At 70.5% G+C, this 15,826-nt stretch carries 14 protein-coding genes; 8 read left to right on the forward strand and 6 right to left on the reverse strand.

Translation table 11 applies throughout. From position 1 onward, the window contains the following. Positions 1 to 199 precede the first annotated feature (199 nt). Together EYW49_RS07935 and EYW49_RS23250 are read left to right on the forward strand one after the other, a co-directional pair. Complete coding sequence (locus EYW49_RS07935; RefSeq protein ID WP_131307974.1) at positions 200 to 1,369, forward strand: hypothetical protein; 1,170 nt, start codon at positions 200 to 202, stop codon at positions 1,367 to 1,369. Positions 1,370 to 1,742: 373 nt separating this feature from the next. Next, positions 1,743 to 2,837 carry a YcbK family protein gene (locus EYW49_RS23250; RefSeq protein ID WP_228259538.1) on the forward strand — a complete coding sequence of 365 codons (1,095 nt, stop codon included), beginning with the start codon at positions 1,743 to 1,745 and terminating at the stop codon, positions 2,835 to 2,837. Between the two features lie 91 nt (positions 2,838 to 2,928). On the opposite strand, the gene aspS is transcribed toward EYW49_RS23250, so the two are convergent. Then, on the reverse strand, positions 2,929 to 4,704 hold the full coding sequence (aspS, locus tag EYW49_RS07945) for an aspartate--tRNA ligase (protein WP_131307976.1): 1,776 nt from the start codon (positions 4,702 to 4,704) through the stop codon (positions 2,929 to 2,931). A 321-nt stretch (positions 4,705 to 5,025) separates the two neighbouring features. Here aspS and EYW49_RS07950 point away from each other — a divergent pair, with 321 nt between their 5' ends. After that, entirely contained in the window at positions 5,026 to 5,325 is a 300-nt protein-coding gene (locus EYW49_RS07950; RefSeq protein ID WP_165498172.1) for a (2Fe-2S)-binding protein, read from the forward strand. A 54-nt stretch (positions 5,326 to 5,379) separates the two neighbouring features. On the opposite strand, the gene bfr is transcribed toward EYW49_RS07950, so the two are convergent. Continuing rightward, positions 5,380 to 5,859 carry a bacterioferritin gene (gene bfr / locus EYW49_RS07955; protein ID WP_131307980.1) on the reverse strand — a complete coding sequence of 160 codons (480 nt, stop codon included), beginning with the start codon at positions 5,857 to 5,859 and terminating at the stop codon, positions 5,380 to 5,382. Positions 5,860 to 6,091: 232 nt separating this feature from the next. On the opposite strand from bfr, the gene EYW49_RS07960 reads away from it, so the two are divergent. Together EYW49_RS07960 and ccoG are read left to right on the forward strand one after the other, a co-directional pair. Next, positions 6,092 to 7,126 (forward strand): NAD-dependent epimerase/dehydratase family protein, encoded by a 1,035-nt coding sequence (locus EYW49_RS07960; protein WP_131307982.1) that lies wholly within the window; start codon positions 6,092 to 6,094, stop codon positions 7,124 to 7,126. A 130-nt stretch (positions 7,127 to 7,256) separates the two neighbouring features. Then, on the forward strand, positions 7,257 to 8,726 hold the full coding sequence (ccoG, locus tag EYW49_RS07965; RefSeq protein WP_407695466.1) for a cytochrome c oxidase accessory protein CcoG: 1,470 nt from the start codon (positions 7,257 to 7,259) through the stop codon (positions 8,724 to 8,726). Here the strand turns inward: ccoG and EYW49_RS07970 are convergent. Both EYW49_RS07970 and EYW49_RS07975 read right to left on the reverse strand, forming a co-directional pair. Beyond that, entirely contained in the window at positions 8,713 to 9,033 is a 321-nt protein-coding gene (locus tag EYW49_RS07970) for a PilZ domain-containing protein (protein WP_131307984.1), read from the reverse strand. The two genes, ccoG and EYW49_RS07970, sit on opposite strands and share 14 nt — an antisense overlap. Positions 9,034 to 9,257: 224 nt before the next feature. After that, positions 9,258 to 10,232, reverse strand: coding sequence for a LysR substrate-binding domain-containing protein (locus tag EYW49_RS07975; protein ID WP_165498173.1), 975 nt, complete (start codon positions 10,230 to 10,232; stop codon positions 9,258 to 9,260). A 196-nt stretch (positions 10,233 to 10,428) separates the two neighbouring features. Here EYW49_RS07975 and gabT point away from each other — a divergent pair, with 196 nt between their 5' ends. Beyond that, positions 10,429 to 11,718 (forward strand): 4-aminobutyrate--2-oxoglutarate transaminase, encoded by a 1,290-nt coding sequence (gabT, locus tag EYW49_RS07980; protein ID WP_131307988.1) that lies wholly within the window; start codon positions 10,429 to 10,431, stop codon positions 11,716 to 11,718. Positions 11,719 to 11,918: 200 nt separating this feature from the next. Further along, positions 11,919 to 12,443, forward strand: coding sequence for a hypothetical protein (locus tag EYW49_RS22970; protein WP_165498174.1), 525 nt, complete (start codon positions 11,919 to 11,921; stop codon positions 12,441 to 12,443). A gap of 76 nt (positions 12,444 to 12,519) precedes the next feature. On the opposite strand, the gene EYW49_RS07990 is transcribed toward EYW49_RS22970, so the two are convergent. Together EYW49_RS07990 and EYW49_RS07995 are read right to left on the reverse strand one after the other, a co-directional pair. Beyond that, entirely contained in the window at positions 12,520 to 12,936 is a 417-nt protein-coding gene (locus EYW49_RS07990) for a DUF2147 domain-containing protein (protein ID WP_131307993.1), read from the reverse strand. 242 nt (positions 12,937 to 13,178) lie between these two features. Continuing rightward, complete coding sequence (locus EYW49_RS07995) at positions 13,179 to 14,813, reverse strand: methyl-accepting chemotaxis protein (protein WP_165498175.1); 1,635 nt, start codon at positions 14,811 to 14,813, stop codon at positions 13,179 to 13,181. A 427-nt stretch (positions 14,814 to 15,240) separates the two neighbouring features. Between EYW49_RS07995 and EYW49_RS22975 the strand changes: the two genes are divergently transcribed. After that, positions 15,241 to 15,826, forward strand: a 586-nt coding sequence (locus EYW49_RS22975) for a deoxyribodipyrimidine photo-lyase (protein WP_165498176.1), incomplete at its 3' end; no start/stop codon positions are given.

Consider the following 15,826-nt stretch of genomic DNA (forward strand, 5'->3'; position numbering starts at 1 on the left):
CCGAGTCCGAAGCCTGCGCAGTCTCCGCCGTTCGTGGTAAACAGCGACTGAAGACCTCGTCGCCGCGACACCTCGTCCCGCGGAATTCCGCAAATTCGCGATGCCGCGCCACATTTCCGCCCGCCTCGCCATGGGAATTGCCCCGCGGCGCCGTCCGACGACCGCGCCACGGGCAAGCCGGACCGAAAGGATACGATCGATGAAGAGCGTGACGACTTCGGCGAGCTTCGCCGCCCTGTTCCTGGCCGCCGCAGCGGTGCTGGCGCCGACCGCTCCGGCGACGGCCGACGGGACCCGCGACAAGGTTCTGGCGATCGTCGGCGAATCGGCCAAGGCGGCCGGCGCCGAGTCCGTCGCCTATGGCGCGGTCACCGGCGACGACGCCCGCTTCTCCGTCGCCGACACCCGCGCCACCGTGGCCGCCGACGGCAAGTCGTCGACCCTGGTGATCGCCACCACCACCTACACCGGCGCCAAGCCGGCCGCCGACGGCGGCTATTCCGCCGACGAGATCGCCCTCGACGGGTTGAGCCTGACCTCCGCCGACGCCAAGATCACCGTCGATCACGCGGTGATCCAGCGCTACGTCGGCCAGGCGCCCGAGCGCATCCGCGCCCACACCACCAGCGGCGAGCAGTTCGAACGCGCCGATCTGACCGGTCTGTCGGTCACCGGCGAGGACGGCAAGCGCATCCCGATCGCCGCGATCGGCTTCGGCGCCCGCGACTGGGTGGCCGGCGTGCCGCGCGCCGCAACCTTCGAGATGAAGGGTCTGGCGGTCCCCGTCGACAAGGCCGACGAGAGCATGAAGGAACTGGTGGCGCTCGGCTACGACCGGATCCTCGTCGATTTCGCCGCCGGCGGCACCTGGGACGACAAGACCGGTCGCGCGGTGATCGATCGCTTCGACGTCGCCGCCGCCGACATGGGCGCGCTCAAGCTCACCGTCGTGCTCGGCGGCCTGACCCCGACGACCATCGCCGAAATGAAGAAGGCCGAAGGCGACAACGCCCGCCAGATGGAGCTGCTGCAGTCCCTGACCGTCGAACGTCTGGCGCTGCGCTGGGAAGACGCCTCGCTCGCCGGCCGGATCATCGCCGCCCAGGCCAAGGACCAGGGCGTCGAGGCCAAGGACTACGTCAAGCAGCTCAAGGCGATGCTGCCGATGGTGCTGTCGATGGTCGGCAACAAGGACTTCGAGAAGAAGGTGGCGACCGCCGCCGGTGGCTTCCTCGATGCTCCGAAGTCGCTGACCGTCTCGGCGACCCCGACCAAGCCGCTACCGGTGTCGCAGATCATGGGCACCGCGATGATGGCGCCGCAGAGCCTGCCGACCGTGCTCGGCGCCGACGTGCGGGCCAACGATTGAGCGCGCGAGGCTGCCGGCAGCCGCCGGTCGTCCCGTCGGGCAGTGCCGCGAACCCCGGTTGCGGCACTTTCCGGTCCTGCGACGAAGGAACTCGCCGTTGCGCAGGCGGTCCGACCGGCGGACGGTTTACCGATACCGACAAATCAATTAAGTTCGCGCCCACTCGAGCCGACGCGCCGTCGCCGGTCGTCGTGGACGCGAGTCCGAGACGCCGCCGCGCGACAGACCAGTTCACCCCGAGCCGCGAGATCGCATGCGACAGCCGCAGGATCCCCCGCAGAATGGTATCCGCACCATTTTCGCTTCGGCGATGGGGATCGAAGTCGATCGGCGTCCGGCATGGCGCCGGCATCTCGCATCCGTGGACGGCGCCGTGATCCGGCACGTTTTCGGGGGCCTCGCCTGTGGTCTGGCGGTTCTGGCGGTGGGCTCGGTGGGCATCGCCGGCCTCGCCGCGACCCGTGACGAACCGGTCGCGCCGCCGCCGCCCCTCGCCGGTCTCGAGCCGGTCGCCGCCGCCAAGGCCGACCGCGAGATCCCGCGCCGCCCGATCGTCCACGTCGCCACGGTGTCCGACACCGAAGTCTCGGTCTCCGACGACGATGCCTTCGTGACCATCGTCACGCCGCGCCTCGCCTATGCCGCGACCGATCCGCGCTCGGACGCCGCGGTGGCGATCGACACCGTCCTGGAACGCCCGCCGATCCTCACCGCTTCACTGCAGATGCCGGGCGACGGCGGCGGCCGCTCGCTCGGCCTGATCGACCGGCCGGTGATCTCCGAGGACGAGGACGACGCCGAGATCATCCCCTTGCCGCGGCCGCGCCCCGCCGACGCCGTTTCGGCGTCCCTGGCCATGCCGCTGCCCAAGGCCCGCCCGCCGGTGATGCTCGCCTCGCTCGGCCAGCCCGAGACGCCGGCCGGCGAAGCCGACGACGAGGACGAGGCCCCCAAGCCGGCCGAGAAGCCGGGCAGCCGCGTGCTGTCGTTCTTCTCCAACCCCAACGAACCGGTCGGCGCGCCCAAGGTCACCGTCGATACGCCCTTCGGGATCCCCTACATGCTGCAGACCAATTCGGTCGAGACCGCCTGTCTCAAGCCCGAACTGGTCGACATCCTGCGCCAGGTGGAAAAGCACTACGGCCGCAAGGTGGTGATCACCTCGGGTTTCCGCGACCGCGGCCGCCAGGGCTCGCTGCACCGCCAGTGCGCCGCCGCCGACATCGAGGTCCCGGGCGTCGACGCCGCCTCGCTCGCCAACTATTCGCGGACCCTACCGGCGGTCGGCGGGGTCGGCACCTATTGCCACCCGCACATGATCCACCTCGACATCGGCGCGCCGCGCGATTGGAAATACGGCTGCGGCAGCTTCTTCGCGATGCGCGGCGGCGCTCCGGGCAAATGGGGCAAGGTGCCCTCGGCGCTCGCCCGAATGTCCGCCGCCCAAGGCGCGACCAGCGCCGAGTGAGCCGCACTCCCGCGCCCTCACCCCGCAAACACCCCCGAAACGCACGAAGGGCCCCGAGGGGCCCTTCGCTTTGTCTTCGATCGCTCCGAGATCAGCTCGGCAGGTTCAGCTTGATGTGCAGCTCGCGCAGCTGGCGGGTGGTGGCGGTGGCCGGCGCCCCCATCAGCAGGTCTTCGGCGCGCTGGTTCATCGGGAACAGGGTGATCTCGCGCAGGTTGGTGGCGCCGACCAGCAGCATCACCACCCGGTCGACACCGGCCGCCATGCCGCCGTGCGGCGGCGCGCCGTACTGGAACGCCCGGTACATGCCGCCGAACTTCTCCTCGACCACCGCCTTGGACAGGCCGGCGATCTCGAAGGCCCGGACCATGGTCTCCGGCGAATGGTTGCGGATCGAGCCCGAGGCGATCTCGAAGCCGTTGCAGACCATGTCGTACTGGAACGCCTTGATGGTCAGCGGATCCTGCCCGTCGAGCGCCTCGCGGCCGCCCTGGGGCATCGAGAAGGGGTTGTGGCAGAAGGCCACGGCCTTTTCTTCCTCGTCCCATTCGTAGAACGGGAAGTCGACGATCCAGGCCAGCGCGAAGCGGTTCTCGTCGATCAGCCCGAGCTCGCGCCCGACCCGGGTGCGGGCGTCGCCGGCGAAGCGCACGAACTTGTCCGGACGCCCGGCGACGAAGAAGCAGGCGTCGCCGACGCCGAGCCCCATCTGCACGCGGATCGCCTCGGTGCGCTCCGGCCCGATGTTCTTGGCGAGCGGCCCGGCGCCGCCTTCCTCGCCCTCACGCCAGAAGATGTAGCCGAGGCCCGGCTGACCTTCCGACTGCGCCCAGCCGTTCATGCGATCGCAGAAGGCGCGGGATCCGCCGGTCTTGGCCGGCACCGCCCAGATCTCGACCTTGGGGTCGGCGGCGATCATGCCGGCGAACACCTTGAAGCCCGAGCCGGCGAAATGCTCGGTGACCGCCTGCATCTCGATCGGGTTGCGCAGATCCGGCTTGTCGGTGCCGTATTTGCGCAAGGACTCGTCGTAGGGAATCCGCGGGAAGCTCTGGGTGACCGGACGGCCCGCCCCGAACTCCTCGAAGATCCCGCGCATCACCGGTTCCATCGTCGCGAACACGTCGTCCTGGGTGACGAAGCTCATCTCCAGGTCGAGCTGGTAGAATTCGCCCGGCAGCCGGTCGGCGCGCGGATCCTCGTCGCGGAAACACGGCGCGATCTGGAAATAGCGGTCGAAGCCGGCGACCATCAGCAGCTGCTTGTACTGCTGCGGCGCCTGCGGCAGCGCGAAGAACTTGCCGGGATGGATGCGGCTCGGCACCAGGAAGTCGCGCGCGCCCTCGGGAGACGAGGCGGTCAGGATCGGCGTCGAATATTCGGTGAAGCCGATCCCTTCCATGCGGTTGCGCATCGAACGGATGATCTTGGTGCGCGTCACGATGTTCTTGTGCAGGGTCTCGCGGCGCAGATCGAGGAAGCGATACTTGAGGCGGGTGTCCTCGGGGTACTCCGGCTCGCCGAACACCGGCAGCGGCAGTTCCTTGGCGGTCGACAGCACCTCGATCTCGCGGGCGAAGACCTCGACCGCACCGGTGGCGAGGTTGGTATTGATCGTCTCGGGGGTGCGCGGCTTGACCTCGCCGTCGACCCGGATGACCCATTCGCCGCGCACCGTCTCGGCGACCGCGAAGGCCGGGCTGTCGGGATCGGCCACCACCTGGGTGATGCCGTAGTGGTCGCGCAGGTCGATGAACAGCAGGCCGCCGTGGTCGCGGACGCGGTGCACCCATCCGGAGAGGCGCGCCGTCGTGCCGGCATCGGCCGCCGTCAGTTGTCCGCAGGTGTGGGAGCGATAGCGATGCATGGGAACCGTCTCGTCGAGGCTGGTGAGGAGGGGCGCAACGGTCCCGCGAAGGGCTCGGCCTCCGGCGAATCCGGCCGCGCGATCGGCCCCGCGCGGGGTCGAAAGTCGGCGGCAAGAGCGCACGGCGCCCGGGTCTTGTCAAGTTCGCCCGGCGCGCGCCGGTCCGGCGGCGGCGCCCCCCCTCGAAAGAGCGGCCCCTCCGGGTAAACCCCGTCTTGCAAATGCTTCGCAAATTCTCATATTGAATCCATCGCCCGCTCGATCGATGGCCGGCGGTCGCCGCGACCGGATCCCGGGCGGCGGCGCGAGATGGGTGACGGCATGATCCTCTGCTCCTGCAACGTCCTCAGCGAAGCCCAGGTCCGCGCCGCGACCCATGGGCCGAACGGCGCCGGACGCGTCGCCGAAGTGTTCGAGAAGCTCGGAGCGCGGCCGAACTGCGGACGCTGCGCGGCATCGATCCGCGGCGTGATCCGCGGCGCCGGCGCCGAGGCCTTGCGCGCGGGGCGCACCCGATTCTGCGACGGCGGCTGTTGTCCGAGCGAGGCGGCCCGTCCCGCGGTGGTGGCGAACGAGGAAGCGCCCGATGTCGGCGCTCCGCTCCGGGTCGCCGCCGAGTGAGCGCGCGGGCGACGCGGCCGCCGGGTGTGCCCCCGAACGGCCGCGCGGCACCTCTCAGCCTTCGATCTCGCCGATCATCGTCTGCGTATAGAGCTCGAGCCCGATCCGACCGATGATGTCGAGCTGGGTCTCGATGTAGTCGATGTGGTGCTCTTCGTCGGTCATGGTCTTCACGAAGAGGTCGCGGGACGGATAGTCCTTGACGCTCTCGCAATAGGCCGCCGCCTCCTGATAGAGCGCACGCGCGCCGATCTCGGCGGCGAGATCCGCCTCGAGCACTTCCTTGACGGTTTCGCCGATGCGCAGCGGCTCCAGCGTCTGCATGTTCGGGAAGCCTTCGAGGAACAGGATCCGTTCGACGAAATGATCGGCGTGTTCCATCTCCTCGATGGATTCCTTGCGCCAGATCTTGGCCATCGCCTTGAGGCCCCAGTTGTCCAGGATGCGATAGTGCAGCCAGTACTGGTTGATCGCCGTCAGCTCGCTGCGCAGGCCGCGATTGAGATACTCGATGACCGTGGCGTCACCCTTCATGGTCCAGCTCCTCGTCGGTGTGTCGTCCCCACCCGAGACTAGCGCTCTGGCGCCCGAACACAAGGCTCGGTGCGACACGGATGCATTCGCAGAGATCGCCGCCCACCACGCGCGCCGATCGCAAATCCGGCGATTCATGAGACGGTTCCCTTCGCGGCCGCGAGACGCTATCGATCGTCGCGGCCGCAACTGCGACGATCCGCCGTCGCCGACCGACGAGGCACCGAGCGACATGCGTTTCCTGATCACCGGCACGGCGGGCTTCATCGGCCATCATCTGGCCCGCCGCCTGCTCGACGACGGCCACTTCGTGGTCGGCTTCGACGCCATGACCGACTATTACGACCGCCGCCTGAAGGAGGCCCGCCACGAGATTCTGGCCCGCTCCAACGGCTTCCGCGCGGTGATCGACCGGCTCGAGGACGAGGATGCGCTGGCCCGCGCCGCCGATCTCGCCGAACCCGACGTGATCGTCCATCTCGCCGGACAGGCCGGGGTGCGCCATTCGATCGACCATCCGCGCGACTATCTCGACTCCAATCTGGTCGGCTCGTTCAACGTGCTCGATCTCGCCCGCCGCCTGAAGCCGCGCCATCTCCTGCTCGCCTCGACCAGCTCGGTCTACGGCGCCAACGAGACCATGCCCTTCCGCGAGATCGACCACGCCGACTGGCCGGTGACCTTCTACGCCGCGACCAAGAAGGCGATGGAGACCATGGCCCATTCGCAGGCCCATCTGTGGGACCTGCCGACCACCTGCTTCCGCTTCTTCACCGTCTACGGCCCGTGGGGCCGGCCCGACATGGCGCTGTTCAAGTTCGTCGCCGCGGCGCTCGCCGGCCGGCCGATCGAGATCTACGGCGAAGGCGCGATGAAGCGCGACTTCACCTATGTCGACGACCTCGTCGAGGCGATCGTCCGGTTGATCGACCGCCCGCCGGTGACCGGCGATCCAGTCGTCGCCGACGGCGTGGTCGATACCCTGTCGCCGGTCGCCCCCTGGCGGGTGGTCAACATCGCCGGCGGCGCGCCGGTCGGCCTGCTCGACTTCGTCGCCGAGATCGAGGCGGCGACCGGCCTGTCGATCGAGAAGCGCCTGCTGCCGATGCAGCCCGGCGACGTCCGCGAGACCCATGCCGATCCGCGTCTGCTCGAGGCTCTGACCGGCTATCGCCCGGCCACGCCCCTCGCCGTCGGCGTCGCCGCCTTCGTCGACTGGTATCGTACTTACTACCAAGGTCGGGACGCCGAACGCCCGAACGGATGAAATGTCGCGCGCGCCGTCGCGCCGGATATATTAGAACCCAGTCATATTGCTCGGCGCGGTCGCCCACACGGGGCGACCGGCGGGCGGCGCCGGCGAATGCGCGGTGCGATGATCTGCGGAGTGGGACGACATGGCGAAGGCGGGACTGACGGCCAAACCGGTGCATCCGACGGATGCCATGGAAGAGAGCTTCTACGCGGAACACGTCAAGATCTATCCGGCGGCGGTGACCGGCACCTACCGGCGCATCAAGTGGACGATCCTGGCGCTGTGGCTCGGCTTCTACTTCCTGCTGCCCTTCGTGCGCTGGCATCGCGGCGAGGGTCTGCCCGACCAGGCGGTGCTGCTCGACCTGCCCGGCCGCCGCTTCTACTTCTTCTTCATCGAGATCTGGCCCCAGGAAGTCTATTACTTCACCGGCCTGCTGATCATCGCCGCCTTCACGCTGTTCCTGATGACCGCCGTGGCGGGCCGGGTGTGGTGCGGCTACCTCTGTCCGCAGACCGTGTGGACCGACCTGTTCCTCGGCGTCGAGCGCCTGATCGAGGGCGACCGCCGCGAGCGCATCCAACTCGACGAAGGCCCGACGACCGTCGACAAGGCGCTGCGCAAGACCGCCAAATGGCTCGCCTGGCTGGTGATCGGCGTCTGCACCGGCGGTGCCTGGGTGCTCTATTTCGCCGACGCCCCGACCCTGATCGGCGAGGTCTTCACCGGCCGCGCCGGCTTCGTCGCCTATCTGTGGATCGGCATCCTGACGCTGACCACCTACGCCTTCGCCGGCTACATGCGCGAGCAGATGTGCATCTACGCCTGCCCGTGGCCGCGCATCCAGGCGGCGCTGACCGACGAATGGGCACTCAACGTCTCCTATCGCACCGATCGCGGCGAACCCCGCGCCCGCTTCAAGGAGGCGGCCCGCCGCCGCGAGCGGGGCGAGCCGGCCGGCGACTGCGTCGACTGCTACAAATGCGTGGCGGTGTGCCCGACCGGCACCGACATCCGCCTGGGGTCGCAGCTCTCCTGCATCCAGTGCGGCCTGTGCATCGATGCCTGCGACGAGACCATGACCAAGCTCGGCCGCGAGACCCGGCTGATCGCCTACGACACCACGCTGAACATGGAGCGCCGCGCCCACGGCCTGCCGGCGATCTTCAAGCCGATCCGCCCGCGCACCCTGCTCTATGCCGCGCTGATCGCCATCACCGCCTCGATCATGCTCGTCACCTTCGTGCGCCGCGGCTTCGAGGGCGTGAACATCCTCCACGACCGCAACCCGCTCTACGTGGTCAATTCGGACGGCTCGGTGCGCAACGGCTACACCGTGCGCCTGCTCAACCGCGCCGGCCAGCCGCGCACCTTCGAACTGTCGGTCGAGGGCACCCCGCCGGGCACCCGCATCGAGGCGGTCGGCATCACCGAGAGCCGCGACGGCCGGCCGGTGATCGCGGTCGGCGCCGATCGGACCCGCGAGATCCGGGTGGCGGTGGTCGCACCGCCCGACTCGCTGCACGCCACTTCCACCGACGTCGTCTTCCGCATCGTCGACGTCGCCGACCGCACCACGGCGGCGGCCAAGGACTTCTTCAAGGCGCCGTGACCGCGCGGCCGCCGGCGGCTTCGTCCGCCGGCGTCGCCCATTCGCCGAAGCGCACGCCGATCGATTTGCGCGCCCGCCACGCCACCTCGCAGTGGCGCGGCGCCGGCCATCCCGGCAGGGTCAGCAGGAACGGCGAGTGGATCGAATCGATCGCCACCCCGACCAGTCGGCAGCCGCCCTCGCTGATGTCGCGCAGGATGCAGTCGAAGCTGCGGAACGGCTTGGTCTGGACCGCCCGGGCCGCCGCCAACTGCGGGACCCGCGGATCGTGGCGCCGCTCCTCGCCGCGTGGTCCGCAGTTGCGCACGCTGGTCGTCGCGGCACCGTCGGGGGACGTCGACGCGGTCCGCGCGGACCGTCGGCTGCGGGGCTCGTCTCGAGGGCCCGTCATCGCGTTTCCCCTTGCCGCGATCCGTCCTGGGAACCGGGGCCCACGGATCGACCTGCCGTAACGGCATCTCCTGGAATTTCGGCGAAAAAGATGAATCGATTCTTGCCGAAATCGAGGGTTGCCGACGTTTTTGATCGACCTCACGCGCAGCTCGCGGCGTCGACGGTCGCCGCCATCTCGGCGATCAGCCAGCGCCGGAAGGGAGCCAGCACCGCCGAGTCCCAGCGCGCCTCGGGGCCGATCAGCCAATAGTCGCCGAGCCGCACGTCGGTCGCCAGGATCTCGACCAGACGCCCGGCGCGCAGGTCGTCGGCTGCCTGCAGCCGGGTGGCGAGCGCGATGCCCTGGCCGGCGGTGGCCGCATCGAGCGCCGAGGAGGCGTACCACAGCCGCGGCCCGGCGAGATCGCCGCGCGGCCGATGGCCGGTCGCCGCGAACCACCGCCGCCACTGCTCGCGACTGTCCTCGTGGATCAGCCGCGCCTCGGCGAGGCCGGCGAGATCGACGATCGGGCCGTGCTCGGCGAGCCACCCGGGGCTCGCCACCGGAAAGATCCGCGACCGTTCGACCAGCGCCGCCCGCGCCCCCGGTGGCGGCTCCGGCGCTTCGGCGAAGCGGATCTCGACGTCGGCGTCCGATCCGAAGTCCGGCCGCTCGGTGGTCGCCCGCAACACGATCTCGACGCGCCCGAGCGCCTCCTGGAGATCGTCGAGCCGCGCCGCCAGCCAGCGCGCCGCGAGCCCCGGCACGCACCAGATCCGGAGCACCCCGCCGGCCGGCCGCGGCCGCAGATCCTCGGTGGTCGCGGCGATCAGATCGAAGGCCGCGCCGGCGCTGCGCCGCAGCCGCTCGCCGTCGCCGGTCAGCACGATGCCGCGCGGGCCGGCGACCACCAGCGACCGCCCGAACCACTCCTCGAGATTGCGCACGTGGCGCGACACCACGCCGTGGCCGACCCCCAGTTCGATCGCCGCCGCCCGCATCGAGGCATGGCGCCCGACCGCCTCGAAGGCCCGGAGCCAGGTCAGCGGCGGCAGCCGGCCGCGCACCTCGACCACCATCGGGCTCGCCGCGCCGCGCGCCTTCGCCCGGCTCTCGCGCCGATCCTCGACCATCCTGCCCTCGCTCCTCCGAACCTCCGCCGGCTCGCGGCTCCGGTGGCGGCCGAGTGTAACCGGTGGTGCGCAAAATGCACCACCGTGGTCCCCACAAGCGATCTCCCGCGCAGCCCCCGACGGGTGCATCCTGAGGCCCCGCACGACCGGCTCCCGACCGGTGCGCCGCCCTCCCCCGTCAACGCCGGATGAACCGATGACCGCCAACGCCGACCTCCTCGCCCGCCGCCTCGCCGCCGTCCCGCGCGGCGTCGCCACCGCCTTCCCGGTCTTCGCCGATCGCGCCGCGAACGCCGAACTGTGGGACGTCGAGGGCAAGCGCTACGTCGACTTCGCCGGCGGCATCGCGGTGCTCAACACCGGCCATCGCCATCCCCGGGTGATGGCCGCGGTGCAGCGCCAGCTCGAGCGCTTCACCCACACCGCCTTCCAGGTGATCGCCTACGAGAGCTACATCGAGCTCGCCGAGCGCCTCAACGCCCGCGCGCCCTTCTCCGGGCCGGCCAAGACGATCTTCTTCACCACCGGCGGCGAGGCGCTGGAGAACGCCGTCAAGATCGCTCGCGCGGCCACCGGCCGCTCCGGCGTCATCACCTTCACCGGCGGCTTCCACGGCCGCACCATGCTGACCATGGCGATGACCGGCAAGGTCGCGCCCTACAAGAAGAAGTTCGGCCCGCTGCCGGCCGAGGTCTGGCACCTGCCCTTCCCCAACGAACTGACCGGCGTCACCGTCGAGCAGACCCTGGACGCCCTCGGCTTCCTGTTCCGCGCCGACATCGAGCCGGAGCGGGTCGCGGCGATCGTCGTCGAGCCGGTCCAGGGCGAAGGCGGCTTCTACGAGACCCCGTCGGTGCTGTGGAAGGCGCTGCGCCAGATCTGCGACACCCACGGCATCGTGCTGGTCGCCGACGAAGTCCAGACCGGCTTCGGCCGCACCGGCAAGCTGTTCGCGGTCGAGCACAGTGGCGTCGAGCCGGACCTCGTCACCATGGCCAAGTCGCTCGGCGGCGGCTTCCCGATCTCCGGCGTGCTCGGCCGCGCTCATCTCATGGATGCCGCCGAGCCGGGCGGCCTCGGCGGCACCTACGGCGGCTCGCCGGTCGCCTGCGCCGCCGCCCTGGCGGTGCTCGACACCATCGATCAGGACGGCCTGCTCGCCCGCGCCGACGCGGTCGGGGCCAAGATCAAGGCGCGGCTCGCCACCATCGCCGCCCGCAACGACACCGTGCCGATCACCGCGATCCGCGGTCGCGGTGCGATGATCGGCTTCGATCTGGTCGAATCCCACGGCGACTACCGCCCCGACGCCGACGCGACCAAACGCGTCGTCGCCGCGGCCCTCGACGCCGGCCTGATTCTTCTGTCCTGCGGCGTCGCCGGCAACGTCATCCGCATCCTGGTGCCGCTGACCGTCGAGGATTCGGTGCTCGACGACGGTCTCGCGGCGCTGGAAACCGCGCTGATCGCCGCCCGCCGCCCCTGAGGCGGCCGGCCGGCGCCACAACCGAGAGCCGCTCCGGCGGGGTCGCGGAACTTTCGCGACCCCCACCCTTGGAACGGTTGAAAACACCGACGATTCGCGCGAACACTGCCGACGCTTCGACCTCTCGGCCGGTACGGCGAGAGGAGCCCCGTCGACGACCCGGCCGGTCGTCGATGAAGAATACATGCAGGGAGGCCGCAATGGTCAGTCGGTCCTTTGGAATCGGTTCCGCGTTTCTCGCCTTCGCCGTCCTCGTCGGCACGGCGTCCGCGCAAGCTCAGCCCGCGGTGATGAAGGCCTGCGGTGCCGAATGGCAGGCGGCCAAGGCGGCCGGCAAGGTCAAGCCCGGCGAAACCTGGCAGACGTTCCTCGCCGATTGCCGGACCCGTCAGGCCGCGACCCCGGCCGTCGCGCCGGCGCCCGTCGCGCCTGCTCCCGCCGCCGTGGCGCCCGCCGCTCCGGCCAAGCCGGTCGTCGCCGCTCCGGCCGCCGTCCCGGCCAAGCCCGTCGCCGCCGCTCCGGCCGCCGTCGCCCCGGCCAAGCCGGCCGTCGCCGCCGCCCCCGCCACGCCCGGTCTGACCGGCAAGGCTGCCGCCAACGCCCGCATCAAGCAGTGCGGCGCCGAATGGAAGGCCGCCAAGGAAGCCGGCAAGATCCCGGCCGGCCAGAAGTGGCCGCAGTACTGGAGCGAGTGCAACACCCGCCTGAAGGCCGCCGGTCAATGAATTCCGCCGGCGCGGGGCCCCTCGGGGTTCCGCGCCGGATCGCTCCCGATCGACCCGGGTGGATCGTCGTGTCGCCTCAGCGGCTGCTGCGCGACCAGGTGTCGCTCTTGCAGATCAGCCCGCCGAACACGCAGCCCTGCAGGTCGAGCTTGCCGTCGGCGCGCATCGTGACGTAGCCGGTGTAGGTCTTGCCGTCCTCGGCGTTGTAGACCTCGCCCTTCCACTGGTCGGGCTTGTCGGTCGGCTTCATCCCCAGGATCACCGTCCGCCCGATCACCGGCTCGCCGCGCTTCGCCGCGTCCGGATTGTAGATGTCCTTGCGCGGGTTGCGCTCCCACACCACCACGCCGCACAGACCGCCGCTGCAGTCGTCGATCTTGATCTTGGCCGAGCCGCTCTCGCGCAGCCACACCCCGTGCGGGTCGGCGGCGGCGGCGCCGGCGACGTCGAGCAGCGCGACGAGCGCGGCGGCGAAGATGGTGGTCCGCTTCATTTTCTGGGCTCCCTCCCGTTTGTTGACGTAATGGTACACGTATTTTCCATTGCGTAAAGATACGGAGGGTATGCGGAGGTCCCGACCATGGTCGCAACCGCCCGGCCGCCCCGGTGCGGCGACGGCGGTTCGAACGGCGGAAGGGGCCCGTGGAAGGGGAGCGGGCGAGGCGCCGCCGACACGTCACCGCCCCCCGCCGCGGCCGCGGCGAGGAGGCGAGGCGATCGGCCGATCGTCGCGGATCACATCCGGTAGGCGCTGCGCAGGCCGCCCCAGGCCCGGCCCTCGACCACCAGCGGCACGTCGACCTCCTTCATGGCGACGATCTTGCCGCCGCCGAGATCGCGCAGATAGCTCTGGACCAGGAACGGCCGGGTGTTGCGGGCGGCGAGCAGCCCGGTGCGGTCGTCGTAGATCCGCTTGTTGCGGCTGTTGGCGATGTTCCACTCGGTCTCGCCGGGGCGCTGCGGCTTGGAATATTCGGCGTTGTGCACCGGCAGCCAGCCGTTGACGTCGACGCAGGCGCAGAAGGTCATGCGCGGATCCTCGGCCCGCACCGCGTCCAGGACACTCGGCAGCAGCCGCTCCAGCGCGGCGATCGCCCGCGTCTCGACCTGCTGCGGCGCCGTGCCGGCGATCGGTCGATAGTCGGTATCGAACAGATCGCCGACGCTCAGGGCACCGGACTCGATCGCCTGTTCCATCGCGGCGACCACCCGGGCGGCGCCGGCGCGGGCGCGCTCGACCATCGGCCGGTAGTCCTCCTCGATCGCCGCGATGCGGTTGCGCAGGCGCTGCAGCGCGACCTCGTCGTCCGTGGCGAAGGAGACGTGCAACCCGCCGCGACTGCGCCCGACCACCGTCACGCCGAGCCCGGCCAAACCGCTGAACTCGACGCGGCAGCGCGACCCGACGGTGATCGCCGTCTCCTTCTCCGGCACGATCAACGCGCCGCCGAGCGACAAATCGAGGGTATGGACCGGCACCGCCGCGCCGCCCGCCTCCAATCGGCCGTGGATCTCGACCGGCCAGCGGTCGTGGCGACGCCGATCGGCCTCGGGGGCCTGACGCAACACCGTCACCAACTGCCGGGTCATGTCGCCGACCGCGCCGTTCATCACGTCGGTGGCGGTCTCGACCTCCTTGCCCAGCGCCGCGGCGCGGGTCATGCCGGCGCTCATCGAGCGGGCGCGCTCGGCGACCGCATCGGCGAAGCGGGCGGTCTCGGAAGCGGTGCGGCCGATCTCGGCGGTGGTGCCGATCTGCATCTGCACCGATTGCGACACTTCGCCGAACACCGGACCGATCTCGCCGACCAGCGACAGGATCCGCCCGACCGCGGCGATGTTGGCTTCCGCCGTCGCCTTCAGCCGGCCGATGGTCGCGCCGATCTCGGTGGTCGCCTTCTGGGTCTCGACCGACAGCGCCTTGACCTCGCTGGCCACCACCGCGAAGCCACGGCCGGCCGAACCGGCCCGCGCCGCTTCGATGGTGGCATTGAGGGCGAGCAGGTTGGTCTGGCCGGCGACGTCGGAGATCAGCGACACCACCGCCTGGATCTGTTCGATCGCCCCCTTGAGTTCGTCGACCGATCGCGCCGCGGCTTGAGCGAGGCCGCCGGCGTCGTCGACCAGGCGCTGCGAGGTCTGGGCGCGGCGGCCGATCTCTTCCGCCGTGGCATGGAGTTCCTGCAGCCCTTCGGCGAGCGAGGCGATGTTGCCGCGCGCCTGCCCGGTCTGTTCGGCGAGCTCGTCGGTCTCGTGGCGCAGGCCGTCGAGGATCGTCGAACTCTCGTCGACGCGGGCGCGGGTGGTCCGACCGGTGGCGTCGATGCGGGTCGCCGCCCGCTTCAGATCGGCTTCGAGCAGATCGATCACCGCGCGGGTCGAAGCACCGGCGGGGACGGCTACGACCTCGGGCGCCGGTGCGGCGGTTTCGATCGCGATCGCCGCGGGAGCCGAAGCCTTCGCTCTGTTTCCAAATCCGAACATCCGACACCCCCAACCCGAACAGCTTCCGCGACGGTGCCGACCGAGTGGTTACCGACGACTTAAAATCGGCGAGGAGACTGTAGACCAAATGTGGAATTTCTCGGCAGATCGTCTGCTACTGGCAAATAGACGGAGGCGCCGGTCGCAACTATTCGCCGGCCGGTGTTCGACACCTCCGGCGATGTTCGCCCGCAAAGTGCATCCGATCGGATTGCCGCGGCGTATCATCGACACGTCGGCTCTCCGACGGGCGTCGATTCCCGCCGTCCGAACGCCCCCCTGTCCCGCCCGCCTTTTGCTCGAGGTTACCCCCGTGTCGCCGTCCTCCCCCGCCTTCGACCGCTCCGCCCTCGCCGTGGTGTGGCTGCGCGACGACCTGCGTCTCGACGACAATCCGGCGCTCGCCGACGCGGTGGCGAGCGGCCGCCCGGTGCTCGTCGTTCACGTCGACGACACGACCTCGCCGGGCCTGCGCCCCCTCGGCGGCGCCGCGCGCTGGTGGCAGGAACGCTCGCTCGCCGCGCTCTCCGCCGATCTCGCGGCCCGCGGCGGCCGCCTCGACCGCCTCGCCGGGGGGGCGGCGGACGTCGTGCCGCAGCTCCTGGCATCGACCGGGGCCGCCGAGTTGCATTTCGCCCGCCGCCTCGGATCGGCGGAGACGGCGATCGACCGGGCGGTGATCGCCGCGGCCCGGCGCATCGGCGTCGCCGTCGCGGTTCATCCCGGCAATCTCCTCCACGATCCCGCGACCCTGGTGACCGGAGCCGGCACCGGCTTCCGGGTGTTCACCCCGTTCTGGCGGGCCTTGCGCGCCGGACCGCCGCCGGCCGCGCCGATCCCCGCTCCGGCCCGCATCCCCGCCGCGCCGCCGCCGACCGGCGTCGACGCCGCGCGCTCGG

It is taken from the genome of Siculibacillus lacustris (assembly GCF_004328075.1).
Taxonomy (GTDB): Bacteria; Pseudomonadota; Alphaproteobacteria; order Rhizobiales; family Ancalomicrobiaceae; genus Siculibacillus; species Siculibacillus lacustris.